General features: G+C 61.5%; 20 protein-coding genes and 1 pseudogene. 15 read left to right on the top strand and 6 right to left on the bottom strand.

The window, feature by feature from the left end; genetic code table 11:
- Positions 1-47: 47 nt before the first annotated feature.
- Positions 48-914, bottom strand: a complete 867-nt coding sequence (locus CZ345_RS05110; RefSeq protein WP_077072109.1) for a pyridoxamine kinase — start codon at positions 912-914, stop codon at positions 48-50.
- 282 nt (positions 915-1196) lie between these two features.
- Between CZ345_RS05110 and rpmH the strand changes: the two genes are divergently transcribed.
- The 7 genes from rpmH (at position 1197) to pssA (ending at position 6454) form a co-directional block, all read left to right on the top strand.
- The gene (gene rpmH, locus CZ345_RS05105) at positions 1197-1331 is read left to right on the top strand and encodes a 50S ribosomal protein L34 (RefSeq protein ID WP_077072108.1); all 135 of its coding nucleotides are present in this window, start codon (positions 1197-1199) and stop codon (positions 1329-1331) included.
- A gap of 133 nt (positions 1332-1464) precedes the next feature.
- A complete protein-coding gene (gene rnpA / locus CZ345_RS05100; protein WP_077072107.1) occupies positions 1465-1860 on the top strand; it encodes a ribonuclease P protein component in 396 nt (131 codons plus the stop codon).
- On the top strand, positions 1857-2132 hold the full coding sequence (gene yidD / locus CZ345_RS05095; RefSeq protein ID WP_077072106.1) for a membrane protein insertion efficiency factor YidD: 276 nt from the start codon (positions 1857-1859) through the stop codon (positions 2130-2132). Before rnpA ends, yidD begins: the two co-directional genes overlap by 4 nt.
- Positions 2125-3726 carry a membrane protein insertase YidC gene (yidC, locus tag CZ345_RS05090; RefSeq protein WP_077072105.1) on the top strand — a complete coding sequence of 534 codons (1602 nt, stop codon included), beginning with the start codon at positions 2125-2127 and terminating at the stop codon, positions 3724-3726. Before yidD ends, yidC begins: the two co-directional genes overlap by 8 nt.
- Before the next feature lie 12 nt (positions 3727-3738).
- Positions 3739-4818, top strand: coding sequence for a Jag family protein (locus tag CZ345_RS05085; RefSeq protein ID WP_077072104.1), 1080 nt, complete (start codon positions 3739-3741; stop codon positions 4816-4818).
- Between the two features lie 170 nt (positions 4819-4988).
- Positions 4989-5645: a phosphatidylserine decarboxylase family protein gene (locus tag CZ345_RS05080; protein ID WP_077072103.1), complete on the top strand. Its 657-nt coding sequence runs from the start codon at positions 4989-4991 to the stop codon at positions 5643-5645.
- Positions 5646-5656: 11 nt separating this feature from the next.
- The gene (pssA, locus tag CZ345_RS05075; RefSeq protein WP_077072102.1) at positions 5657-6454 is read left to right on the top strand and encodes a CDP-diacylglycerol--serine O-phosphatidyltransferase; all 798 of its coding nucleotides are present in this window, start codon (positions 5657-5659) and stop codon (positions 6452-6454) included.
- Between the two features lie 1198 nt (positions 6455-7652).
- Here the strand turns inward: pssA and CZ345_RS05070 are convergent.
- Positions 7653-9254: a BCCT family transporter gene (locus CZ345_RS05070; protein WP_077072101.1), complete on the bottom strand. Its 1602-nt coding sequence runs from the start codon at positions 9252-9254 to the stop codon at positions 7653-7655.
- A 480-nt stretch (positions 9255-9734) separates the two neighbouring features.
- On the opposite strand from CZ345_RS05070, the gene CZ345_RS05065 reads away from it, so the two are divergent.
- The 6 genes and pseudogenes from CZ345_RS05065 (at position 9735) to CZ345_RS05040 (ending at position 15174) form a co-directional block, all read left to right on the top strand.
- Positions 9735-11621, top strand: coding sequence for an alkaline phosphatase family protein (locus tag CZ345_RS05065; protein WP_077072100.1), 1887 nt, complete (start codon positions 9735-9737; stop codon positions 11619-11621).
- Between the two features lie 80 nt (positions 11622-11701).
- Entirely contained in the window at positions 11702-12232 is a 531-nt protein-coding gene (locus CZ345_RS05060) for a hypothetical protein (RefSeq protein WP_077072099.1), read from the top strand.
- Positions 12233-12325: 93 nt separating this feature from the next.
- Positions 12326-12757, top strand: a complete 432-nt coding sequence (locus tag CZ345_RS05055; protein ID WP_077072098.1) for an OsmC family protein — start codon at positions 12326-12328, stop codon at positions 12755-12757.
- 83 nt (positions 12758-12840) lie between these two features.
- Positions 12841-14259: a dihydrolipoyl dehydrogenase gene (gene lpdA / locus CZ345_RS05050; protein WP_077072097.1), complete on the top strand. Its 1419-nt coding sequence runs from the start codon at positions 12841-12843 to the stop codon at positions 14257-14259.
- Positions 14260-14281: 22 nt separating this feature from the next.
- Positions 14282-14677: pseudogene (gene gcvH / locus CZ345_RS05045) on the top strand (glycine cleavage system protein GcvH).
- Positions 14678-14829: 152 nt separating this feature from the next.
- On the top strand, positions 14830-15174 hold the full coding sequence (locus CZ345_RS05040; protein ID WP_077072096.1) for a DMT family transporter: 345 nt from the start codon (positions 14830-14832) through the stop codon (positions 15172-15174).
- An 87-nt stretch (positions 15175-15261) separates the two neighbouring features.
- Here CZ345_RS05040 and CZ345_RS05035 read toward each other — a convergent pair whose 3' ends face one another.
- Complete coding sequence (locus CZ345_RS05035; protein WP_239446618.1) at positions 15262-16701, bottom strand: sigma-54 interaction domain-containing protein; 1440 nt, start codon at positions 16699-16701, stop codon at positions 15262-15264.
- A 228-nt stretch (positions 16702-16929) separates the two neighbouring features.
- On the opposite strand from CZ345_RS05035, the gene CZ345_RS05030 reads away from it, so the two are divergent.
- A complete protein-coding gene (locus tag CZ345_RS05030; RefSeq protein ID WP_077072094.1) occupies positions 16930-17796 on the top strand; it encodes a MerR family transcriptional regulator in 867 nt (288 codons plus the stop codon).
- A 143-nt stretch (positions 17797-17939) separates the two neighbouring features.
- On the opposite strand, the gene CZ345_RS05025 is transcribed toward CZ345_RS05030, so the two are convergent.
- From CZ345_RS05025 to CZ345_RS05015, 3 genes are all read right to left on the bottom strand, one after another.
- A complete protein-coding gene (locus CZ345_RS05025) occupies positions 17940-19847 on the bottom strand; it encodes an ATP-binding cassette domain-containing protein (RefSeq protein WP_077072093.1) in 1908 nt (635 codons plus the stop codon).
- Between the two features lie 191 nt (positions 19848-20038).
- Positions 20039-22693, bottom strand: a complete 2655-nt coding sequence (gene polA, locus CZ345_RS05020) for a DNA polymerase I (RefSeq protein WP_077072161.1) — start codon at positions 22691-22693, stop codon at positions 20039-20041.
- Positions 22694-22885: 192 nt separating this feature from the next.
- Positions 22886-23725, bottom strand: coding sequence for an aldo/keto reductase (locus tag CZ345_RS05015; RefSeq protein ID WP_077072092.1), 840 nt, complete (start codon positions 23723-23725; stop codon positions 22886-22888).
- Between the two features lie 359 nt (positions 23726-24084).
- On the opposite strand from CZ345_RS05015, the gene CZ345_RS05010 reads away from it, so the two are divergent.
- The gene (locus CZ345_RS05010) at positions 24085-26163 is read left to right on the top strand and encodes a sodium-translocating pyrophosphatase (RefSeq protein WP_077072091.1); all 2079 of its coding nucleotides are present in this window, start codon (positions 24085-24087) and stop codon (positions 26161-26163) included.
- The last annotated feature ends 21 nt before the right edge of the window (positions 26164-26184 follow it).

Raw genomic sequence — 26184 nt, 5'->3', positions numbered from 1 at the left:
AAGGGCGAGGAGCGGCCCGTCCTTGCGCGGGAGAAAAGGGCGGAACATCAGAATTCCGTATAGCTTCCGCCCGTGAAGGGCATACGCAGGGAAGGCAGCGTGCGTTCCAGAAGCACGCCGTCGCGATGCGGCGTATCGTAGCCGTAGGTGGCCTGTATGCCGAGATACACGAAATGCACGGCGCGATCCACGGCCACGGGCAGGCAGTCGCCCTGCAGGAGACTTCCGGTGAGCACGCTGGCGAAGGCGTCGCCCGTACCGGGGTAGAAGGCGTTCAGGTGCGGCACCTCCACCTGCCAGAAGCGGCGGCCGTCGTAGGCCACGGTGGCCGTATGGCCGGGACGGGAGGAAGGGGCGCTCGTGATGACCACTGCCGAAGGCCCCATGGCTGCAAGGGCAAGCATCTGATCGCGCAGGCCGTGCGCGCTGATGTCCGGCCGGAACTTTTCTTCCAGCAGAAAGGCCGCTTCCGTAAGATTGGGAGTGATGATGTCCGCCTGTTTGACGAGGCGGCGCATGGCCTCCACCATTTCCGGCGTCTGCGTGGGATCGAGCCTGCCGTTGTCGCCGAGCACGGGGTCGACCACGGCTATGCCTCCCGGAGCACGGAACTCCCGTATGCAGCGGCCTGCAAGCCACGACTGATCGGGGCTGCCGAGAAAGCCGGAATACACTGCGTCGAACCTGAGTCCCATGCGCGCCCAGTGGTCCATGATGGGGGCCATCTGCGACGTGAGATCGAGGAAGGTGAAGTCGTCCACGCCCGACGTCTGGGAGGACAGTACGGCCGTGGGCAGCGGGCAGACCTGAATGCCCATGGTGGCGAGAATGGGAATGGCCACGGTGAGAGAAGCCCGGCCGAAGCCCGAAAGATCGTGTATTGCCGCGACGCGAAGCACGGGAACGCCCTGCATGACTTTGCTCCTTCGCCGCGTATGCGGCTGAACAAGATGGCGCAGTCTATGCAGAAACGTCCGCTTTGTCACGCAAAGGAAAAGAACCCCGGGACGGGATTCGATAAAATATTCCGGCCGAAAACGCATTTTAATGCTTGCCTGCAGCCTTCTCACGGCTTACACATAGGCATCGCCCCGACCGGGGAACTTTCCGACGCGCCGCCCTCCCTTCCGACTTGACGGGGAAGGCAAGGCGCGCTATACCTGCATGTTCCAATCTCAGTAAGGAGACCGCGCGTCATGAAAAGAACGTATCAGCCCAGCAAAATCAGCAGAAAGCGTACCCACGGCTTCCGCGCCCGCATGAGCACCCCCAACGGCCGCGCCATCATCAGCCGCCGCCGCGCCAAGGGCCGCAAGAGCCTGTCCGCCTAACCCCACAGGTGCGCTTCCCGGTCCGCCTCCTCCGAGGCATCCGGGCGGACAATGCAAATGTTTCGGGCGCGGCGTTCCGCCACGCCCACATTTTGCGTTTAAATTCCGTCCAAGCGCAGCATGGATCGAATCCATGTCCCTGACCTGGCCCAGAGAACGGCGCATCACCCGCAGGGCGGAATATACCGCCTGCTACAACGGGGGAGAACGCCGCTTCACGAAATACTTCGTCGTGTTCGCCCTGAGTTCCGGCATGGCCGGAACCGGGCGTCTTGGGCTTGCTGTCACCAAAAAATGCGGCAACGCCGTTGCCAGGAACCGCATCAAGCGCGTCCTGCGCTCCTTCTTCCGCCTGCATCAGCATGAGATGCCCCCCATGGACATCGTCGTCACGCCGAAAAAACATCTGCGCGCCGACAAGTTCGACCTCAGCCTCGCGGAAACCGAACTTCTGCCCCTTCTTGCCGAGCTTTCCGAAGCCTCCGGGACGGAAGGCGCCGCAACCGTCCCTTCAGGAGACGCGGCATGAATCTCGCCCAGCGGCTTCTCATCCTGCCCATACGGTTCTACAAGCGCTGCATCTCGCCGCTTTACCCTCCCTGCTGCCGCTTCTACCCTTCCTGTTCCACCTACGCCATAGAAGCCATTGAACGGCATGGTCCGCTCAAGGGACTCTGGCTGGCCATCCGGCGCATCCTGCGCTGCCACCCCGGAAATCCGGGCGGTTTCGACCCTGTGCCCCCCCTCTCCAACGATCATCCCTCTGCGCCCGGCGCAGACTCTCAGGAACGTCATGGATAACCGTCGCCTCATCCTTTCCGTCGTCATCTGCATTGTCCTGCTCTTCGGCTGGCAGGCCTTTTCCGAATACATGGGCTGGCTCCCCGAGCAGCCCCAGCCTACGGCCGCCGAGCAGCAGGCTCAGCCCGAAGCCGTGTCTCCCGTTCCCGCCGCTCCCGTGATTCCCGTAGCCAAGTTCGTGCCCTCCGAAGGCCGCGAAGTGCGCGTGAACACGCCCCTGTACGAAGCCGTGTTCCATTCCGGCGGCGGCATCCTGCAGTCCTTCAAGCTGAAGAACTACAAGGCCTCCATCCTGCCCGAATCCCCCCTGTTCAACATGGTTTCCCCCGCCGCCGCCACGGTGGCCCCCATGGGCCTTCTGGTGAACGGCCAGCCTTCCTGGAACATGGGTCAGTGGAGCTTCGACGGTTCCGACATCAACCTCGAATCCGGCGACGCCACCCTCACCTTCACCGGCGAAATGAACGGGATACGCATCAACCGCGTCATCACCTTCCATGCCGATACCTATCTCATGGATGAAAAGGTCACCCTGACCGCCGCTTCCGACAGCCCGGCCGCCCGCGTGTCCTACAGCCTCGGCGCGACCAACTTCAGCAGCCAGAGCAACTACGACGCCATGAGCATGGCTTGGAACCTGAAGGGTTCCCTGGAACGCGACGTGGACGTGGAAGACCTCACCAAGGAAGGCGTGATGAGCTCCGGCGACATTGCCTGGGCCGGTCTCATGAGCAACTACTTCCTCTCCGCCGTGCTGCCGGAACAGGGCCAGAACTGCGTGTTCAAGGGCCGCATCACCGACGGCGGCGTGTGGCGCGCGGCCGTGGAACTTCAGGACATTTCCCTGACCGCCGGTCAGCCTGCCGAACTTTCCACCGCATGGTGGCTCGGCCCCAAGAGCCGCGATCTGCTCGACGCCGCCCCCAACGACCTGAAGTCCTCCGTGGACATGGGCATCTTCAGCTTCCTCGCCGTGCCGCTGCTCAAGCTCCTCACCTGGTTTGAAGGCTTCCTCGGCAACTGGGGTCTCGCCATCATCCTGCTGACCATCCTCATCAAGATCGTCTTCTGGCCGCTGTCCCGCAAGAGCTTCAAGTCCATGGAACAGATGAAGAAGCTCCAGCCCCGCATGAAGCAGCTGCAGGAAAAGTACAAGAACGACAAGGAAGCCCTGAGCCGCGAAATGATGCAGCTCTACAAGACCTACGGGGTGAACCCCATGGGCGGCTGCCTGCCCATCCTCATTCAGCTTCCCGTGTTCGTGGCCCTGTATCAGGCGCTCCTGAACTGCATCGAACTGCGCCACGCCTCCTTCATCACCTACCTGCCCGGCACCGACCTGCTCTGGCTGGCCGACCTTTCCGTGAAGGACCCCTTCTACATCACGCCCCTCGTCATGGGTGCGACCATGTTCCTCCAGCAGTGGCTCAGCCCCGCCATGGGAGACCCGCAGCAGCGCAAGATCATGATGATCATGCCCGTGGTCTTCACCGTCATGTTCATCAACTTCCCCTCCGGCCTCGTGCTGTACTGGCTGTGCAACAACATTTTGTCCATCATCCAGCAGTCCTGGACCCTGCATAAAACCAAGTAGCAGGGGAACGACATGAGCGAATCCAAAGAATTCCTGGGGAAGAGCCTGGACGCGGCCATCGCGGAGGCCTGCGCCTACTACGACGTTCCCCGGGAAAAGCTGGAAATAGAGATCATCGAAGACGCGAAAACGGGCATTTTCGGCATCGTGGGCGCGCGCAAGGCCAAAATCCGGGCGCGCCTCGCCACGCTGCCCGACTTCATGCAGAACCCCGCCGCCATGCCGCAGGACAAGCCTGAAAAGCAGGAAGGCCGCCGTCGCCGCAACGACCGCCGCCGGGAAAAGTCCGAAAATACCGAAGCCCAGCCGCAGAAGGAGGAAACCCGGGAAAACCGCCGGGAATCCCGCCATGAGGCGGAAAAGGACACCGCTCCTGCGGAAAAGGCTCTGCCCATCCCCCGCCCCTCGGCCGTGCCCGCGCTCAATCCCCAGCCTGCCGCGCCGAAGGAGGGAGCCGACAACAGGGAGGCCCGTTCCGAGGAAGCCGGAGAGGCTCCCCGTCAGCGCCAGCCCCGCCAGCCCCGGCAGAGCAAGAACGGCAGCCGCAAGGAGGCCGCGCCCAAAAACGAGGAAGGCGATTCTCTGGAAAGCACCCTGCCCCGCGTGCCGCTGGCGGAACTTGACCAGGAAAAGCTCACGGAAACCACGAGAACCATCATCAGCAGGCTGGTGGCCCCGGTGCTCGACATCGAACCCGAAGCCGTGGATCTCTCCCTGGAAATCGGCGAAGACCGCCTCCAGGTTTCCGTAAAAAGCGAAGACACGGGTCTTCTCATCGGCCGCGACGGGCAGAACCTCGCCGCCGTGCAGTACCTGGCCTCGCGCATGGTCACGCGCGCCATGGGCGCGCAGGTGAGGCTGCAGGTGGACGCGGGCGACTATCACGTCCGGCAGGATTCCCGCCTGCAGGAACTGGCCCTTTCCCTTGCGGAAAAGGTGAAGGCCACGGGCAAGGTGCAGACCACAAGGCCCCTCAGCGCCTACCAGCGAAGGGTGATACATCTGGCGCTGCAGGACGATCCCGACGTGCAGACCCGCAGTTCCGGCGAAGGCGCGCTCAAACATGTTGTCATCCTGCGCCGCAAGGATTAACCTTATCTCGCCCGGCAGACACGGTTTGCCGGGCGGCTTTGTCTTCCCGGGGTCCGTATGCCCCGGCTCTTTTCCGGCGGCACATGCCGCCGCGCGGGACGGCCGTGCAGCGGCATGTGCTTCCCGCGCCCCCTCTGCCGGGGGAGAACCCCGCCTCAAAGGAGTTTTTGATGAATAAGCCCGGCATCGGTCTCGCTCCCGAAGGTGCGCCCATCATCGGCCTGCTCACCGTGGTCTCCCTGTGCTTCGCCATTCTGGACTGGTGGCCCGTCACCCTCATTGCACTCGTTTTGCTGTGGTTTTCCGTGCACTTCTTCCGCGACCCCGAACGGGTGGTTCCGCAGGAGAAGGATATCGCCGTCAGCCCTGCCGACGGACGCGTCATCCACATCGAATCCCGCACCGACCCCATGAGCGGCGAAGAGAGGCAGTGCGTTTCCATCTTCATGAACATCTTCAGCGTGCATGTGAACCGCGCCCCCGTGACGGGCACGGTGACCGGCATACGCTACCTGCCCGGCAAGTTCTTCAACGCCGCGTGGGACAAGGCCTCCACCGACAACGAACAGTGCATCTGGCAGATGAAGGATGAAGAAGGCGCAGACTGGACCTTCGTACAGATCGCCGGACTCATCGCCCGCCGCATCGTGCCCCATGCCGAACAGGGCGACGCGCTCCTGCGCGGGCAGCGCTTCGGCATGATACGTTTCGGCTCCCGCGTTGACGTCTATCTGCCCGCCGACTATAATCCTGCGGTCCGTATCGGTGAAGATGTGTTTGCCGGTCAGACTGTTCTGGCCAAGAAGTCCGCTTCAAAGGAAGCGTAAGAGAGGCTCCCATGCGCGATCCCAACAAGCCCGTGCCCCGCGGCGTGTACATTCTGCCGAATCTTTTCACCACCGCCAGCCTCTTTGCCGGGTTCTTCAGCATCATTCTTGCCTTCAACCATCAGTTCGACCTTGCGGCCTGGGCCATTCTTGTGGGCGCCGCCATGGACGGACTGGACGGAAAGGTGGCGCGCCTTACCGGCACGGCAAGCCAGTTCGGCATCGAATACGATTCCCTGGCCGACGACGTGACCTTCGGCGTGGCCCCCGGTATGCTGGCCTATGCCTGGCAGCTGCATGAATTCGGCCGCCTCGGCCTTGCCGTGGCCTTCCTTTTCTGCGGCTGCGCGGCCCTGCGTCTCGCCCGCTTCAACGTGGGCGTATCCACCACCTCCAAGCGCTTCTTCGTGGGCCTGCCCAGCCCCGCCTGCGCCTGCGTGCTGGCCACGTTCGTGCTGTTCATGCCGTACTACCCCGGATTCCTCATGCCCGTGCTGCCCGCCCTCACGCTGGTCATCTCCGTCGTGGTGCCGCTGCTCATGGTCAGCCGCGTACGCTACTTTTCCTTCAAGGAATTCGGCTTCATCAAGGCTCATCCCTTCCAGACCATGGTGGCCACCCTCATCGTGCTCAGCATGGTCTTTTCCCTGCCCCGGCTGTTCTGCTTCCTCATTCTCATAAGCTACGTCATTTCCGGCCCGGCCTATACCTTCCTTCTGCGCCGCAGAGGAAAGACGCTGGACCCGGAAGCTGCCGATGCCGCCAGAGCCGCCCAGAAGGCCGCAGAAGAGGCAAAGCCCGCAGAGTAACACACGTCCATCCCAAGAGCCGCTCAAACGAGCGGCTCTTTTTTTATGCTTCATTCTCCCCAAACGCCCGCCGCGCTCGACCGATGCTCCCGCTTACGCGCCGCACGGCAGCATTCCGTACCAGGAAACGGCTCCGCCGCGGGCGCGGTCTCATAATTCCGGCCTTTGGGCCTCTTACTGTCCATGCACGCACCCGTGCCGCCGATACCGGTAACAGGTTCCGTCTCCGCGAAGATGCCTGCTTCCTTTTCCCAGAACCAGCCCGGACGATACCGTATTTCCGGCAAAGCCCTCCCTCGTCATTTCCGCACACATCCTGCATACGCGGCAAGGGATACGGCGGCCATACTCGCAGACAAGGCTATTCCGGCCCCTTTTCCGGCCACCTTCTCTTCCCGCACAGCGGCAGACACGAACGGCAATTCCGGTACGGCATCTCCCCGTACATGCTTGATAACGGCGGCTTCCTTCACTCCCGGCGTGCTGACGAAATAGCCGGCCCCCCAAAAAGACGGTTACCGAACCCGGAGCGCAGATGCGGAAACCGCCCGACCGTCATCGGGGTCCTTTCCCTTCCCCCATCATCTGCGCCACGCCGTCCTTGGGTGGAGTCTTGACGCGTATGGGGACATGATCCACACACATCCGCTTCCCCTATCTGCCCCCTCTGCAGCCCACCGCGTTCCTGGAATCTCCCCTGTCGTTCCCCCATATCTGCCGTATATGCACTTACGCCTGAATTTCGGAGCAAAACAATGCGGTACCTCAGTGCCAACGGGGATGGAGTAAACTCCGGTCATCCATCATCGGGTTCTTTTGTGGAGAGATTTCCCGTCGAGACAACCGGTTATCTCGCCAAGGAACCTTTTTAACGCAGTTAAAGGCTTCGCCTTCCGGGAAGTCCCCGCACAGGGGAACGTTTTCGACCTTAAAACACGACGTGCGCACAAAGAAGACACGGCGGCTATGCTCCGCACGGCACAGACGCGTTTCCTCCGTTCCCTGCGGCGACGTCTTTCCGGGGAAAAGCAGAAAAGAGACGACGATAGAACAACACGCCGTCCGCCCTTCTCTCTGCCCGGCTGTATCGCGGCAGACTCTTTACCGGGATACCGGCATATTCCCATCATCCCTCCCCGGCTTAAAAAAAACCCCGGGGAATGATTCCCCGGGGCGTCTGCTCAAAAGGACAGGGAGCTTACTTTTCGCTCATTTCCTCTTCAATACCGGAAGGCATACAATCCTTCGCCACGAAGTTGCAGAGCATGTAGTTGCCGTCCTTCTTGACGATCTTCAGCCACGCCACGGTGAGCAGCATGGTGGGCAACGCCATGAGAGCGCCCGAGAAGTTGCCGAAGATCTTGGCCACGCCGAGGCCGCCGATGGAAAGCAGACCGAGGGCGAGAAGGGCCTGAACGAGAGCCCAGAAGGAACGGTGCCAGCGGGCGGGGTCGTCGTTGACGCCCATGCGGGTGGTGGCCACGGAAGAGATGACGTAGCAGCCGGAGTCCACGGAGGTGGCAAGGAAGATGGTGGAGAAGGCGCAGTACACCAGCATGACGGCCTTACCGAAGGGCAGGGTGTCGAGCACGGCCATCATGGCGGCGGGGCCGCCGGAGTTCTTGAGGATGCTCACCGCATCGAGAATGCCGTGGTACTGGATGTAAAGGGTGTAGGAAGCGAATACGCCGTGGATGAGATAGCCGCCGGCGCAGGTACCCACGAGGCCCCAGGCGATGACTTCACGCACGGTACGGCCGCGGGAGATACGGGCGATGAACAGGCCCATGAAGGGACCGTAACCGGCCCAGAACAGGGCGTAGAAAATGGTCCAGTCGCGGGGGAAGGTGCTGTCGCTGAAGGGGGAGGTCCAGAAGTTCATGTCCCAGAAGTTGCCCACGAACTTGCCGAACGCGTTGGTGAAGATGTCGAACAGCGATGCGGTGGGACCGCAGACCGCGCCGTAGGCCACCATGGCGAGAGCGATGAACACGTTGATGTTGGAGAGCACCTTGATGCCCTTGTTCAGGCCGGACCACACGGACCAGGCGGCGATACCGGCGCTCACGAGAAGCACCACGATTTCCACGGTGAAGGAAGGCTTGATGCCGAACACCTGCTCCAGGGCCGCTTCCACGGTGGGCAGGGAAATACACATGGTCACGGCCGTGCAGAAGAGCAGGCCGAGAATGAAGAACACGTCGCACGCGCGGCCCACGAGACCGTTGGTCTGCCTGCCGAGCACCACTTCCGAAGCGGCGGAAATACGCAGCACGGGCTTGCGGCGGATGTGGAACAGATAGGCGATGGGCAGAGCGGTGATGAAGTAGGTGCACCAGGCGTTGGGGCCCCAGTGCAGCAGCATGTAGGTGAGCGCCCAGTCAAAGGCTTCCGTGCTCAGAGGTTCGGCGTACTGGGGCGGAGTGATGAGGTCCCACAGCGGTTCCACGATGGACCAGAACATCACCGCGCCGGCCACGCCGGAACAGAAAATCATGGCAACCCAGGAAGGCAGGGAATACTGAGGCTTTTCACCGGGGTCGCCGAACTTGATGTCGCCGTAGCGGCTGCAGGCGAAGTATACGCACAGGACGATGAGTCCCACGGTGATCCACAGATACAGAGAACCGAATTTAATGCTGAACGGAGTATAGATGGCCCCGATGATTTCTTCCGAGGCCTTGGGGAAAAACAGCATGGGCAGGGCGATCAGCAGCACGCCGATCATAGCCGGCCAGAATATGCTTTTTTCCGGTCTGAGATCGTTTTCCTGTTCGTGACTGGTGTTGGATGTTGCCATGACACTCTCCTCTCTCTCAAGGGTTTTTCAGCAAAAACTGCCTGTAAACTGCGCAGAGTTAAGCAAGGATTGTGCCAAAAAGCTCTTTTTCATCATAACTTTATGATATCATTATATTTGCAAATATCAAAACGGATTATATCCATACTTTACGACATTTTTGTCGTAATATGCGACATTAGCGTCGTTCACAGGTAACTCTCTTGAACGGTTTACCTTTTTTCGTTCCTGCGGCAGAATGTGACAAATCTGTCCGATCTTTCTCAGGCTCCGGCGGCGCGCTTGTACTTCTTTCCGCGCCGCCCCTTGTTCCTTTTCCGTGCATACTCAGGCAAACCTCCTTATTTTTATGGAAAAATTTTTCATTTTTTCCTTCTTTCACCGGACGGACGCAACCTTTGGCACACTTTTTGAATCATGGGAAAGCGGGAACGGCGTTCCCCCCCATACCGCCAATCATACTTTGCAAGGAGTATTAACATGTCGCCCAAAGCCAAAAGAGCCGCACTCATCGGTTATGACTGCCTTATCCCCAAACGTCTTGAAGCGATGCTCGCCCAGGGCGGCCTGGACAACTTCCGCAAGTTCATGGCGGAAGGCAGCTTCATCCCCGAAGGCTACAACCTGCCCACCGTCACTCCTCCCTCCTGGGCCACCATCTGCACGGGCGCCTATCCCCGCACCCACGGTGTGGAAGACTACTACTATTATCACGAAGGCCGCAGCCTCGACTACAAGGAAACCTCTCAGGCCTTCGGTTCCGACATTCTGACCGCGCAGACCATCTGGGACGCCTGGGACAAGGAAGGCAAGAAGTGCATCGTGGTGAACTACCCCATGTCCTGGCCTTCCCACATGAAGAACGGCATTCTGGTCATGGGTCAGGGCCTCTCCCCCGCTGAAACCCGCTGGCCGCTGCACGGCAATGAACACAAGGAATTTCTCGCCTCGGAAAGCGTGATCTCCACCGATTACTATCCCATGGGCGTTCAGGGCCGCTTCGACGACGCCAAGGGCTGGAAGCACCTGCCCGACTGCGACGAGCCTCTGGAAATGGAAGTGAAGATGCACTTCAAGGAATCCATCGAGCCTCTGAAGGATCAGGTGTGGTACGGCCTCGCCTGGGAAAGCGGCGACGACGGCTTCGACACCTTCGCCCTCTGCCCTGAAAAAGACTACTCCAAGGCCTTCTTCACCATCAAGGTGGGCCAGTGGAGCGAACCCGTGCAGCACGACTTCACCATCGCCGCCGACGGCCGCACCGAAAAGGGCGTGTTCCGCTGCAAGCTGATGCAGCTTTCCGACGACGCTGAAGAATTCAAGCTCTATGTTTCCGGCATCGCGGGCCGCATCGGCTTCATCTCCCCCGCCTCCGCCGCCGACCAGATCGACCTTTCCAAGCAGATCACGGCCAACGACATCGGTCTTGTGGCCTACCTGCACGGCATCATCGATACCGACACCGTGTGCGAACTCGTGGAATTCCACAGCGCCTGGCTCTGGAACACCATCAAGTGCCTGCTCACCGCCAACCCCGACTGGGATCTGTTCTACATGCATTCCCATCCCATCGACTGGTTCTATCACGGCTGGCTGAGCGAACTGGACAGCAAGGATCCCGAAGTGCGCGCCCGCGCCGAAAAGATGGAACGCCACATCTACACCGTGGAAGACCGCCTGCTCGGCAACCTCATGGAACTCATGGGCGATGAAACCCTCATGTGCGTGTGCTCCGACCACGGCGCCACCCCCATGGGCCCCATCCTCAACACCGCTCACGCCCTCAAGGAAGCCGGTCTCTGCTCCTACGAACCCAAGAAGTCGGAAAACTACTGGGACATCTACGAAGAAACCGAAGGCTTCAACTACGTTCTCGACGTTACCAAGTCTCTCGCCGTGCCCCAGCGCTACATGTTCGTGTACGTCAACCTCAAGGGCAAGTACCCCGGCGGCATCGTGGAACCTGAAGACTACGAAAAGGTGCGCGACCGCATCATCGACGCCCTGCTCGACTACAAGCATCCCGAAACCGGCGAACGTCCCGTGCTGCTCGCCGTGCGCAAGGAAGACGCCAAGGTCTTCGGCATGGGCGGCGCTCAGGCCGGCGACGTGGTCTATGTGCTCAAGCCCGAATACATGGCCGAACACGGCTACGGTCTGCCCACCGGCGAATCCGGCTGCGGCAGCCTGAAGAACCTGCTCATGTTCCGCGGCCCCAACATCAAGAAGGGCTACCGCTATCCCCGTCCCCGCTGGCTGGCCGACATCGTACCCACCCTCTGCTACATCACCGGCAACCCCGTTCCCGCCGATGCCGAGGGCGCGCCCATCTACCAGATCATGGAAGACCCGAACCTCGTCAAGTAACACTCTCCCGGGGCATTTGCCCCGGGATTTCCCGAACTCTACGGGCAAAGCCCGCAACCCATATTTGAAGGAATACCGTCATGGCTGAAAAGAAAGCAATTCTCGTGCTCAACGCCTCCGCCGACTCTCTGAAGAAGGCCGCCCTCCTGCCCAACGCCGACTGCGCGGGCCTGGCCGAAGCCGCCGAAGCTCTCGGCGCAGTGAAGGTCGACGCCGAAGGCATCGCCGCCGCTCTTGAAGCTTCCGCCGAAACCGTGTTCGTCATGGCCGAAGGCGAAGCCGCTCTCGCCGCCGCCCTCGAAGCCGCCGACCGCCGCACCCTCATCGTGGTGACGGGCGCCTTCGGTGCCGCCTTCCAGGGCCTCGCCATCAACGGCAAGGCCGGCAGCGTCGACCGTACCGTCAAGGCCGAGGACATCGCCGTCACCATCGCCACCATTGCCGACCTGCCCGTTTCCGAAGCCTGCACCGGCGCCATCATCTACCAGGTGATGAAGAACCCCAACCTGAAGCTCGACGAAATCAAGAAGCTCAAGGAAGCCATCGCCCGCATGGAATCCGTGATCCAGCGCGACAACCGCGAACCCTGGGACAAGCACGACTGCGCCTAAAAGAGCCTTCTCTTCTCTCTCCGGCGCCCGGAGCACGCGCCGCGTACTCCGGGCGCTTTCCTACCTCTTCCGCCCGCCAGCAAGGAAAAAGCCATGCAGCTTACCGTCGCCTATCACAGAAACGGGGATGTCCACACCATTGAAACCGGTGGCGCAGCCCTCGGCAACATCGTCATCGACAACACCAACGTGCCCGCCGATCAGCGCGGCGGCACGGCCAAGCAGCTTCTCGGTTCCGCGGCTCTGTACTGCTACGCCGCGGCCCTCAACGCCGCCATGGAAGCCAGAGGCCTCAAATACAACAGTCTCGACCTCACCGCCCTCATGGATGTGGACGCCAACGAAAAGGGCCAGAGCCGCGTTCTGAAGATCACCATCACCGCCAACGTGGGCATCGATGAAGAGGACCTCGACACCTTCGACCGCGTGGCCCGCGTCATGAAGAACGGCTGCCTCGTCACCGGTTCCCTCCATGACGGCATAGAAATGGAATACAAGCTCAATCCCGTCTGCGACGACGACTGATTTTTCCCCTGCCCGCATCCCGTGAAAGGCCGCTTCTCCGCGGCGCTCCCGGGACGCGGCAGAAAAACAAGGAAAGGTTCCCCATGCGCATCACCGTCATCGGTGCAGGCCCCGGCGGCTATACGGCCGCCTTCGATGCCGCAAAACGCGGCGCGGACGTCACCCTCGTGGAATCCACCTGGCTCGGCGGCACCTGTCTCAACTGCGGCTGCATTCCCACCAAAACCCTGAAATCCTCGGCAGAAGCGCTGGAAACCATCCGCCGCGCCGGAGAATTCGGCATTTCCTGCGAAGGCGCCCCTTCCGTGGACATGCCCTCCGTCATCGCCAGAAAGCGCAAGGTTTCCGAAACCCTGCGCGGGGGCCTCGAAAAGACCTGCCGGAAGCTGAAGGTCAACGTGGTCATGGGCCGCGGCCGCGTGGTGAGCGCAAACCTCGTGCAGGCCACCCTTGCCGACGGCACGGTTCAGGACATCGAAGGCGACAGGGTCATCATCGCCACCGGCTCCAACGTGCTGAATCTCCCCTCCCTGCCCGTGGACGGCAAATATATTCTTTCCAGCAATGAAGCTCTGGAACTCGACCATGTGCCCGCGCGCCTCATCATCGTGGGCGGCGGCGTGGTCGGCACGGAACTGGCCTTCATCTTCCGCGCCTTCGGCAGCGAAGTGACCATCGTGGAAGGGCAGAACCGCCTTCTGCCCGTGCCTTCCGTGGACGAGGAAATGAGCAGGCTCCTCCTGCGCGAAGCCAAGAAGAAGGGCATCAAGGTGGAACTCGCCCGTACCGTGAACGCCACGAAGGTGGAAGACGGCAGGGTCTTTGCCGACCTCGGCCCCTCTCCCTTCCTCGCTCCCGAGCTTGTGCCCGCCTCCGCCAAAAAGCCCGTCACCCTTGAGGCCGACTGCATCTTCATGACCATCGGCCGCGTGCCCGTGACCGACGGCCTCGGCCTTGCCGAAGCGGGAGTCGCCACCGACAAGCGCGGCTACATCACCGTGAACGACCAGCTCGAAACCTCCGTGCCCGGCATCTACGCCATCGGCGACATTCTCGGCCCCGCGCGCATCATGCTGGCGCACATGGCCTCTGCCGAAGCGCATGTGGCCGTGGCCAACATCTTCGGCGCGAGCGAAAAGCCCAATTACGACGTGGTCCCCTCCGGCATCTTCAGCTCGCCGGAAATCGGCGACGTGGGCCTTACCGAAGCGCAGGCCAAGGCCAAGGGCTTCGACGTCGTCACCTCGGAATTCCAGTTCCGGGAACTGGGCAAGGCGCAGGCCATGGGCGAACTGCCCGGCGTGTTCAAGCTGGTGGCGGACAAGGAAAGCGGCAGACTCCTCGGCGCGCACTTTGCCGGCGCCCATGCCACGGACCTCATTGCCGAATGCGCCCTCGCCCTTGAGATGGGAGCGAAGGTTTCCGACATCGCCCGCACCATCCATGCCCATCCCACGCTGGCCGAAGGCGTGATGGAAGCCGCCGCAGGCATTGCGGAATAACCTCTTTTCCAAGGAATCCCCCATGGCCAGGAACATTGCGGAACTCAACCTGCCCGCGAACCTCAAGTACACCGACGAACACATCTGGGTCCGCGTAGACGGCGATGAAATCGTCGTGGGCGTGAGCGACTACGCTCAGGATCAGCTCGGCGAAGTGGTGTATGTCAACCTTCCTTCCTAAGGCGACAGCTTCGGCGCGGGCGACGAATTCGGCGAAGTGGAATCCATCAAGTCCGTGAACAAGCTCTTCATGCCCGTGGCCGGTGAAGTCGTTGCCGTAAACGAAGAACTCGGCGACACCCCCACCCTGCTCAACGCATCCTGTTATGAAAAGGGCTGGCTCATCAAAGTGAAGCCCGAAGACATGGCCGCCGTGGAGGCCCTGCACTCCGCCGAGGCCTACAGGGAAGCGCTCTAACGGGCATTCCCTCTCTCTCGGGGCCGTCTTTTCTCCCAAAGACGGCCCTTTTTTTCCTGGAGAAGCCTCGCCCGCCCGTTCCGGGCTGTTGCTTCATCCCGCTTCGGGTTCATGCCCGCCCTGCCTTATTCACCCTTCTTCCGGGAGAGCTTATGCGCGGCGCACTCACCACCTACGGCCTTCTTCTGCTGGCCATTCTGGCCGAAACCTTCGCCACTTCCAGCCTGAATGCCTCAAAACAGTTCACAAGGCTTGTGCCCACTCTGTGCTGCATCGCAGGCTATATCGTTTCCTTCTACACCTTTTCCCATGTGCTCAAAACCATGCCCGTAGGCATTGCCTACGCCATCTGGTGCGCGCTCGGCATCGTACTCATCTCCGCCGTGGGCGTTTTCTACTTCCGGCAGCATCTGGATCTGCCCGCCTACATCGGGCTCGGACTCATCATCGCGGGCGTGGTGGTCATCAACGTCTTCTCCGACGCAGTAAAACACTGAAAGACTCACGGCCCGGCCTTCCCCCGCAACGGGAATTCCACCGGGCTCCGCAAGTTTCCGCGGTATGCCGGACAGTACAGACAGGGACTACATGTCCGCCCCGTCCCTGCCGCCCCTGCCGCCGAGCCCCAGGCGCTTCATTTTCCTCTGCAGGGTACGCACGTTGAGGCCCAGACGTTTGGCGGCCTCTCCCCTGTGCCAGCGGCAGGCTTCCAGCGTCTTGCGGATGAGCTTTTCCTCCAGTTGAAGGGTGGCTTCCTCCAGCGTCACCCCTTCTTCCAGCTCCGGCGGCAGAAGGGAGAGCGAAGACCGGGCGGCATCGCCCAGAGAATCCAGCGCCGCGTCGCCGAAGGCCGCGTAACGGTCGAGGAAGTTGTAAAGCTCTCGAATATTGCCCGGCCAGGGATAACGCTCCATGGCAAGACGCACATTGAGCGGAATATCCATCTGAAGTCCGCGCCTCTCCTGCCATGCGGCCGTAAGCAGAGGCAGGTCACCGAGTCTGTCTCTGAGGGGAGGAATGGTAATGGCCAGAACATGCACGCGATAATAAAAATCTGCGCGCATCTTCTTTTCCCTGACCATTTTCCGCAGGTCCTGATTGGTGGCGGCCACGAGACGGAAGCTCGACGTCTTCGGCGTATGGCTTCCCACGGGCGTGTACATCTTGTTTTCCAGCGTACGCAGAAGCTTTACCTGAAGATGCAGCGGCAGTTCCCCTATTTCGTCAAGAAAAAGCGTTCCCCCGTCGGCGGCGGCGATATACCCCTCCTTGCTGCCGGTAGCGCCGGTGAACGCCCCCTTGGTGTGCCCGAAGAACTCGCTTTCCATGAGCGTTTCGGGAATGGCTCCGCAGTTCACGGGCACATAGGGGCCCTTTCTGCCGCTAAGGGCATGGATGGCGCGCGCCGCCACGTCCTTTCCCGCACCGGTTTCCCCGTAAATGATGACGTTGGTATCGGTTTCCGCCGCCTTCAGAATAAGCTCGTACACGCGGCGCATACTTTCGCTCTGGCCCACAAGATTGCCGAGCCCGAACAGATTGGAGGAGGAAGCCCGGAACTGACGGTTTTCCTCACGGAGACTCAGCTCCATGAGCTTCTGCTCGCTCACATCCATGATGAGGCCTTCCAGATACCACAACCCGTCGTCCGGCCCGTAGACGCCCTCGCCCTGATCCCACACCCATTTGGTCACGTTGCCGGGCAGAAGCAGCCTGTACATGACCTGATACGGCTCATGGGCCACCACCCTGTCGTATATCTCCTGGCGCTGCCTCTGCAGATCGTCGGGATGCGTCATGCGTTCGATGACGTTCTGGTTCTGGCCGAGCATGACGCCTGCGGCAATGCCGATGAGCCGCTCGCTCCCTTCGCTGACGAACTCCAGCACATATTCAAAGTGCTGGCCGCCGTCGCTTTCCACCACCTTTTCGGCGCGGCAGCGGTACACCATGCCGGGAATATGCGTAAGAAGGCGGTAATAACTCTCTTCCACCGTCGGGGCGAAATACGGCTGTTCCATCATGCTCATCTCCTCCGCACGGCGGCGCCATCCAAAAGACATATCACGATATTCAGGGGATTATCATCGGTTCTAAGCCGCCCCGCCCGGAGCGTCAAGCAGGGACTTTTCTCCTGTCTGCCCCTCCGCGGAGAGCCGCTGCCGCCTCTGGCAAAAACACATGAAAAGAGCTATGATTGATATGGCTAAGGCCGTTTTTCCCCGCCATCGCCCTTCCCGGAAGGATTCTTCATGCCGCGCAAGCAACAATACTCCATCGGCGAACTGAGCCAGCTTTGCAACGTGTCGAAAAAAGCCCTGCGTTTCTACGACAAGATAGGGCTCATCTCCTCGCTGCGCCACGACTACAACAACTATCGCATGTACACGCATGACGAACTGCTTCTTGTGCCCGTGCTCAAATACTACAAGCAGATGGGGTTCAAGCTCGATGAAATGCGGCGTTTCATTTCCGGCAGTCAGGGCAACGTGTACGGCGCCTTGCGCGCGGCCTTCGAACAGAAGCTCGACGAACTGCAGAAGGCGCAGATAGAACTCAGGCGCTGCGAGGAATCGGTGCGCGACTGGCAGGATCTCATCCGGGAGGCGGAAACCGTCATCACCGAAGGCGTGAGCGAAGTCTCGGTCAAATATGTGGAGGGCAGGCAGCTTCTTTTTCAGGAACAGCCCTTCGACGGCGACATCAAATCCGCCATCATCAATCTCGACTTCATGAGCTATGTGGAAAAAACGAACAACGCCATCACCGGACCGGTGTATATCCATTTTTCCAGCATGAAGGACAGGGTGGAGGGCAACGCGCAGACCGTGCGCATCATGCAGCGCGTGCTCGAACCCAGCGGCGGAGGCGGCAGAGTGGATTTCGGCGGCTGCATGATGGCATCCTGCTACCATGTAGGCCCGCAGGAACGCATAGGCGAAACCTACAAACGCTTCATAGGCTGGATGCGACGCCACGGCTACGCCATGGGCGAAGACTGCTACGAGCGCTACGTCACCGATTACTGGACCACCAGCAACAGCGACTTCCACGTCACGGAACTCATGGTGAAGGTGTCCCGCCATCAGATGGAACACAAGGCCGAAGAAAAAATCTGAGCCTTCCCCCGAAGACAGGGACGAAAAAATTTCCTTTCCCCATGCGCAGAGCATACGAAGCGGGGCGGCCGGAAAACGGCCGCCCCGCTTTTCTCTCAGGGACATCCGGTACGGGCGCTCCCGCCAGAGGGCCCGGAACCATGCTAAAGCTCAAGTTCCTTGAGTCGTGCCTCAATTTCCTCGCTGCGCTCCAGAAGGGCAAGCTGCTCCTCCTCCACCTCGGGCAGACGGGCGATCATGGTATTGAATGCTTCCGGGTCGCGGCCGAAAAGGTCGGGGTCGGCAAGGGCCGCCTCAAGCTTCTTCTGCTCCTGCTCCAGAGCCTCCAGCCTTGCGGGAAGTTCCTCCTGCTCCTTCTGCAGCGCCTCCTGCTCGCGTTGTTCCTTGTAGGAAAGGCGGCGCTTTTTGGGGGCGTTCTCCTTCCACGTCTCTCTGGAGGACGAAGCCGGCTTCTTTTCCTCCGGCCTGTCGCGCTGGCGCAGCCAGTCGGTATAGCCGCCCACATATTCGCGCACCCTGCCGTCGCCTTCAAGGGCGATGGTACCGGTCACAAGTTCGTCGAGGAAGGCACGGTCGTGGCTGACCACGATGACGGTTCCCTTGTAGGAGGAAAGCATTTCCTCCAGAAGTTCCAGCGTTTCCGCATCCAGGTCGTTGGTGGGTTCGTCGAGCACCAGCAGGTTGGAAGGCCGGGTAAAGAGCTTCGCCAGCAAAAGGCGGTTGCGCTCCCCGCCGGAAAGAAGGCCTACGGGAGTTCTCAGCCTGCTGGAATCAAAGAGAAAATCCTGAAGATAGCTTGCCACATGGCGCGGTTCGCCGTTGATGGTCACTCTGTCGTTGCCTTCGGCCACGCTGTCCATCACGCTCTTTTCATCGTCCAGCGAATCGCGCAACTGGTCGAAATAGGCGATTTCCAGCCCGGTGCCGAGGCGGACCGTGCCGGAAGAAGGGGGAAGTTCGCCGAGAAGCACGCGCAGGAAGGTGGTCTTGCCTGCGCCGTTGTCGCCGATGAGGCCTATCTTGTCGCCGCGCTGAATGATGAGCGAAGCGCCCTCGAACACCTTGTAACCGTCCGGCCAGGTGAAGGAAACATCCTTCATCTCCGCCACCAGTCTGCCCGACTTTTCGGCCTCCTGCACATTGAACGTGGCCGTGCCCATTCTCGCCTTGCGCGCGGCGCGCTCCTCGCGCATTTTCAGAAGTTCCCGCACGCGGCCCATGTTGCGGGTACGGCGGGCCTTGATGCCCTGCCGTATCCACACTTCCTCCTGTGCGAGCTTCTTGTCGAACACGGCGTTCTGCATGTCTTCCGCATGAAGACGTTCTTCCCGGCGCTCCAGAAAGGCATCGAAGTTGCAGGCATAGCTGTAGAGCTTCGCACGGTCGAGCTCCACCATGCGCGTGGCCAGACGACGCACGAACGCACGGTCGTGGCTGATGAAAACCAGCGTACGGGCCTGCCTTGCCAGATATTCTTCCAGCCAGCTTATGGTGCTGATGTCCAGATGGTTCGTAGGTTCGTCGAGCAGAAGCACATCCGAGGCGATGAGCGCCCGGGCAAGGGCGACGCGGCGGCGCGTTCCGCCGGAAAGGGTGGAAAAATCCGCCTCCGGGTCGAGCCCCAGGCTGTTGATGACGCCGAGCACCTCGCCGTGCCGTTCCCACACCTCGCCGTGCTCCATGACCATGTCCGCCTCACGGGCAAGGTCCGGGGGCAGCAGATCGCGCCTGTCGGAAGCGATGAGATGCGCCGCAGCCAGAAGATGCCCTTCCCTGCCCAGCGCGTCGGCCGTCACGCCGAATACGAAACCGCGCCAGTGATCGGGCACGGCCTGCTGCACATAGCCGATGCGCAGGCCCGGTTCCTCGTGCCGTTCCCCGGCGTCCAGAGGCAGACGCCCGGCCAGCACGGAAAGAAGGGAGGACTTGCCCACGCCGTTGCGGCCCACGATGCAGAGCCTGTCGCCCTGCTCCACATAAATTTCGGTATGATCCAGAAGCTGTTTGCTGCCCAGCGTGAGGCAGGCGTTCTGAAGGGAAAGAAGTGCCATACTGTTCTCGTCTGTTGAGGGCAAAAGCCCATGAATCCGAATCGTTTCCGGCAAACACGCCGAAGAGGGCGGCAAACGGCCGGGCGGCATCCCGCCGGAGTACGGCCGGAAGGTTCCCGGAAAAGAACGCGCTCTCCCTTGTCTCTCCGCCCCTGCCTTCCAGAGAAGACGCATTCCCGGCTTTCCGCCGTCTAGTGCGCCTCGCCCCAGTTATGGCCCACACCCGCATCGGCCACAAGGGGGACGCGAAGTTCCATGCCCCAGGCCGAGGTGTCGGTCATGAGCGCGGCAAGGCGCGAGGCCACGGCCTGCGCCTCCGCTTCCGGCGCTTCCACAATGAGTTCGTCGTGTATCTGAAGCAGCAGGCGCGCCTTTCTGCGCCGGAGTTCCTCATCACGGTACACCGCCAGCATGGCGAACTTGATGAGGTCGGCGGCGGACCCCTGAATAAGGGTGTTCACGGCCTGCCTCTCGGCGAGGGCCCGGGCCTGCCCGCTCTGGGAGAGCATGTCGGGCAGGGGGCGGCGACGACCGGAAATGGTGGTCACATAACCGTTTTTGCGCGCCTCTTCCTCCACGCTGTCGAAAAATTCCTTGATGTGGGCAAAGCGGGCGAAGTAGCGCTCGATGAACATGCGCGCTTCCGAAAGGGGAATACCCAGATCCTGCCCGAGCTTGCGCGCACCCATGCCGTAAATGAGGCCGAAGTTGATGGTCTTGGCCCTGCGGCGTTCATCCGGCCCTATCTGCGAAGGATCCACATCATACAGAAGCGCGGCCGTGCGGGTATGAATGTCCTCCCCATTGCGGAAGGCGGAAAGCAGCGTCGGGTCCTGGGAATAATGGGCGAGCACCCGAAGTTCCACCTGCGAATAGTCGGCGGAAACAAGGCTCATGCCCGGCCCTGCGGTGAAGCAGGTGCGCATACGCCGCCCCAGATCGCCGCGCACGGGAATGTTCTGGAGGTTGGGGTTGCTGGAAGAAAGCCTGCCCGTGGCCGTAGCCGTCTGGTTGAAGGTGGTGTGTATGCGGCTGTCAGGCCCTGCAAGGCGGGGGAGCGGCTCCAGATAGGTGGAACGCATTTTCTCCAGCTTGCGGAATTCCAGCAGCGCGTCCACCACGGGGTGTTTGCCGGAAAGCTTTTCCAGCACCGCCTGCGAGGTGGAAGCCTGCCCTCCCTTGGTGGACCTGGCTGCGGCAAGCCCCAGCTTTTTAAAAAGTATTTCGCCTATCTGCTGGGCGGAGCGGATATTGAATTCCTGCCCCGCCTCCTTGTAGATGCGCAGCGTCAGCGCGTCCAGCTCTTCCTGCACCTCGTCGAGGAACTGCCTGAGGGCCTGCCTGTCGATGGTGATGCCCGCATCCTCCATGGAGGCAAGAACGGGAATAAGGGGCATTTCCATGTCCCGGAGCAGGGGCAGAAGTCCGTCGTGTTCCAGGCGCTTCACCATGTCGTCGTACAGGGAAAGAGCCATGGAGGCGGGCCGCTCCATGGGCAGACCGCTCCTTTCCGCATGACGGGCCGAAAGGCTGGGCCATCCGTAATCTCTGTCTTCCGGAGCCAGCAGGTACGCGGCAAGCCCGAGGTCGAAACAGCGCGCGGGAGCAATGGTGCCGAAGGCCCTGTGTCCGTGCAGAAGGCGCTTCATGTCCGGCGTCACCAGAAGCGACGCCTCGCCGGCCCATGCCGCAAGCGCGCGCGGATCGCCGGAAAAGAGCGTTTCCTTCACGCCGGAAGGCGTGCGCACGGCCACGCAGAGACCGGCGCCGTGGAATCCTCCCACCGCGGGAGCCGGAGTGACGGCCGCCTCCCTGCCCGCACAGGAAGGAAGCGCGGACGCATCCTCCACGCTTTCCATGGCAGGCACGGCGGGCGCGACGTCGAAAAGCGAAAGCTGCCGTCCCGCTCTGGTTCCGGGTGCGGGAGCCTGCTCCTCTTCTCCCGTGGAAGCGACGATGCCCTGACGGACAAGGCTGCCCAGTTCGCGCAGCAGGAAATTCATTTCAAATTCCCGCAGGAAGGTGCGCGCCTTCTGTCTGTCCAGAGGACGCACCGCCATCTCTTCCAGCGTATGGGCGCAGCAGTCCGTATGGAGCCGCGTCAGATCGCGGTAGAGGAACATGGCCTCTTCGTTGCCTTCCAGCTTCCTGCGTACGGAAGGGGGAACGTCGGCCATGCGGTCGCGCACGTCTTCCAGATTCTTAAAATCACGGAACAGCTTTTCCGCCGTCTTCTCGCCTATGCCCTTCACTCCGGGCACGTTGTCGGAAGAATCGCCGATGAGGGCCTGCACGTCCGGCCACTGGGAAGGTTCAAGCCCCGTTTCCCTGCGGAAGGATTCCAGAGTGATGATCTTTTCCTCGCGGGAGGCGGGGTCCCACATGACCACTCCGGGAGCGAGACACTGACGCAGGTCCTTGTCCATGCCGATGATGACGACGGGGCGTTCCCCGGCGTATCGGGAGGCAAGGCTCGCAATGCAGTCGTCCGCTTCGCATCCCTCGGAAACCACCACCTTCATGCCCAGCGCGCGCACCATGTCCTGCAGGGGCTCTATCTGCGCGACAAGCCCCTCCGGCGGCGTGGGACGGTTGGCCTTGTAGGCCGGAAATATCTCATGTCTGAAATGCCTGCCGTGCCCGTCCATGACAAAGACGAAGTGTTCGGGCCGCTCCTCTCTGAGAAGCTTGAGCAGCACCCGGCCCACGATGTGCAGCGCGCCCGTGGGGAAGCCGTCGGAACGCGTCATTCCGGCATTGGCGAAATATCCCCGGAACAGAAAGGCGTTGCCGTCCATCACATAAAGGGGGGCCCCGTTTAGGCCGAGGCGCTCTTTCAATGACATCTCGTTCTCCTGTATGGCACCCCGGCGGCGGTGCTTTTCAAGGCGCCATCCCGCCGCCCGTGCCTGTCCCGCCCCGAAGGCGGGAAAAGTCTGCATGTTTTCCGGCGGAAGGCCCCGGAACGCGAACCGGAGCAGCCTTTCCGCCGGAGAAAAATCCTGCCGGGCCCCGTCTCTGTGCGCTCCCGGACGGGATCAGAAGTCCACGGAGTCCGGGTCGTCGCAGTTGCCCATGGGCGCGAGCGCGTCCACGGCCCTTATCTCCCTTTCGTCGAGCACGGCCTCCGCATGGAAATTCTGCTCCATGCGCACCGGGTCCACACTCTTGGGAAGAGGCAGCACGCCGTGGCCGAGCAGCCAGGCAAGGCATACCTGCGCCGTGGTCATGCCCCTTTTCTCCGCCACTTCCCGAAGCACAGGATGATCGAGCACGGCCCTGCGCCCGAGGGGACTCCAGGCCTCCACCACGATGCCGTGCTCATGGCAGTATTCCACCACCGGCAACTGAAGCCAGCCGGGATGACATTCTATCTGGTTCACCATGGGCAGCACGCGTGCCGTCCGGGCAAGGGCCTCCAGATGATGGGGCAGAAAATTGCTCACCCCTATGGCGCGCACACGGCCTTCGGCATACAGATCTTCCAGCGCGCGCCACGTCTGCGCGTTGATGTTTTCCGCCTCGTCGCCGAACTGCTTTCTGTTGGCGGGCCAGTGGATGAGGTACAGATCGAGATAATCAAGTCCCAGCCTTTCCAGCGAGGCCTCAAAGGCCGCCTTCGTGCGCTCGTATCCCCGTTCCGTGTTCCATACCTTGCTCACGACAAAGAGTTCCTCGCGCGGAAAAGCGCTTTTGCGCAAGCCTTCCCCCACCTGTACCTCGTTGCCGTACAGCGCGGCGGTGTCGAAATGACGATACCCGACCTCCAGAGCGCGCAGCACGGTTCCGCAGACGTCCTCTTCCGGTATCTTGCAGGTGCCGAAGCCCGGATGAGGCACGGCAATTCCGTTATGCATCACGAACGCGTTTGATTCCATGGCTGTTCCTTGTGTTGTTTCCTTCCGGGCAATCATCCCGGGGCGGAATGCGCGACGGGGCGAGACGGAAAGGCTCCCGGATGCTCCAACGGCGGAGCAATATTCGCCGCCCGGCCCGCAACATGATAAAAACGCTGCTCTTCCCGCTCTTTTTCAGGGAAGGAAGACTCTGTTTTCCTGTACCTTCAAGCGAAAAAAAAGTCCATGCGCGCCTTCCCGTTCCCAACGGGCAAGGCTTGTCATCGGCAGGGAATTTATATATTCTTGACGTTCCTTAAATCACAGGGAGTCACGGGCAGGCGGGCCTGCCCGTCCAATGTTCGGTTTTTCCACTTTCAGCCTACCTGTCGGGGGTATGTATGACTTTCTTTTCTCTGGTGATCGTCTTCGCGTGCGCGGCCTTTGCGCTGTACTACGCGTTCAAGACGGCCAAAAACATCCTCGCCGCCTCCACCGGCAATGAGGATATGCAGCGTATCGCCGGCGCCATTCAGGAAGGCGCTCAGGCCTATCTGAAGCGCCAGTACCGCACCATCGCCATCGTGGGCGTGGTGGTGGCCGTGCTGCTTCTGTTCACCATGTCCTTCCTCACCGCCCTGGGCTTCGTGCTCGGCGCCGTGCTGTCCGGCCTCGCCGGCTTCATCGGCATGAACGTGTCCGTGCGCGCCAACGTGCGCACCGCCGCTGCCGCCGAAAAGGGCATGGTTCCCGCGCTGAACATCTCCTTCCAGTCCGGCGCCATCACCGGTATGCTGGTGGTGGGTCTCGGCCTGCTCGGCGTTTCCGTGTACTACGCCGTTCTCTCCATCTTCGGCGTGTCCACCGAACAGACCATGCAGGCTCTGGTGGCTCTCTCCTTCGGCGCCTCCCTCATCTCCATCTTCGCCCGTCTCGGCGGCGGCATCTTCACCAAGGGCGCCGACGTGGGTGCCGACCTCGTGGGCAAGGTGGAAGCCGGCATTCCTGAAGACGACCCCCGCAACCCCGCCGTTATCGCCGACAACGTGGGCGACAACGTGGGCGACTGCGCCGGCATGGCCGCCGACCTTTTTGAAACCTACGCCGTGACCGTGGTGGCCACCATGCTTCTGGCCTCCATCTTCTTCGAAGGCGCTCTGCAGACCAAGATGATGATGTTCCCGCTGCTCATCAGCGGCGTGTGCATCGTGGCCTCGGTGGCCGGCACCTTCTTCGTGAAGCTCGGTTCCGACGGCAAGATCATGCGTGCTCTGTACAAGGGCCTCATCGCCACCGCCGTGCTCTCCGCCGTGCTCATCGCCGTCGTGACCATGTTCGTGTTCTGGAGCGAAGGCGACATGACCATTCAGGGCATCAGCTTCAACGGCTTCAGCCTGCTGCTGTGCTGCCTCACCGGTCTCATCGTCACCGGCCTCATCGTGCTGGTCACCGAATACTACACCTCCACTTCCTACCGCCCCGTGCGCAGCATTTCCAAGGCGTCCACCACCGGTCACGGCACCAACGTGATCCAGGGCCTCGCCGTCTCCATGGAAGCCTGCGCCGCTCCCGTGATCATCATCTGCGCCGGCATCCTCTTCGCCTACACCCAGGCCGGTCTGTTCGGCATCTCCCTCGCCGCCACCACCATGCTGGCCCTCGCCGGCATGATCGTCGCTCTTGACGCCTACGGCCCCGTGACCGACAACGCCGGCGGCATTGCCGAAATGTCCGGTCTGCCCGAAGACATCCGCGAAACCACCGACGCCCTCGACGCCGTGGGCAACACCACCAAGGCCGTCACCAAGGGTTACGCCATCGGTTCCGCCGCTCTGGCCGCTCTCGTGCTCTTCGCCTCCTACACCGAAGACCTGAGCCGCTACTTCCCCAACCTCGACGTGACCTTCGCCCTGCAGGATCCGTACGTTCTCGTCGGCCTGTTCGTCGGCGGTCTGCTCCCCTATCTGTTCGGCGCCATGGGCATGAAGGCCGTGGGCCGCGCCGGCGCCGCCGTGGTGGTTGAAGTGCGCCGTCAGTTCCACAACATTCCCGGCATCATGGAAGGCACCGGCAAGCCCGACTACAGCGCCTGCGTGGACATGCTCACCAAGTCCGCCATCAAGGAAATGATCCTGCCCTCCCTGCTGCCCGTGCTCGCCCCCGTGGTCGTGTACTATGTGATCAAGCTCTGCGGCGGCCAGGCTGCGGCCTTCGCCTCCCTGGGCGCCATGCTCATGGGCACCATCGTCACCGGTCTGTTCGTGGCCATTTCCATGACCTCCGGCGGCGGAGCCTGGGACAACGCCAAGAAGTACATTGAAGAAGGCAACTTCGGCGGCAAGGGTTCCGAAGCTCACAAGGCCGCCGTTACCGGCGACACCGTGGGCGACCCCTACAAGGACACCGCCGGCCCCGCCGTCAACCCCATGATCAAGATCATCAACATCGTCGCGCTGCTGCTTCTGCAGGCTCTCGCCTGAGAAGCCGGGGGCGGAAACGCC

Source organism: Mailhella massiliensis, assembly GCF_900155525.1.
GTDB lineage: Bacteria > Desulfobacterota > Desulfovibrionia > Desulfovibrionales > Desulfovibrionaceae > Mailhella > Mailhella massiliensis.
The sequence above is the reverse complement of the archived record's forward strand: the minus strand, read 5'-3'. Positions and strand labels throughout refer to the sequence as shown.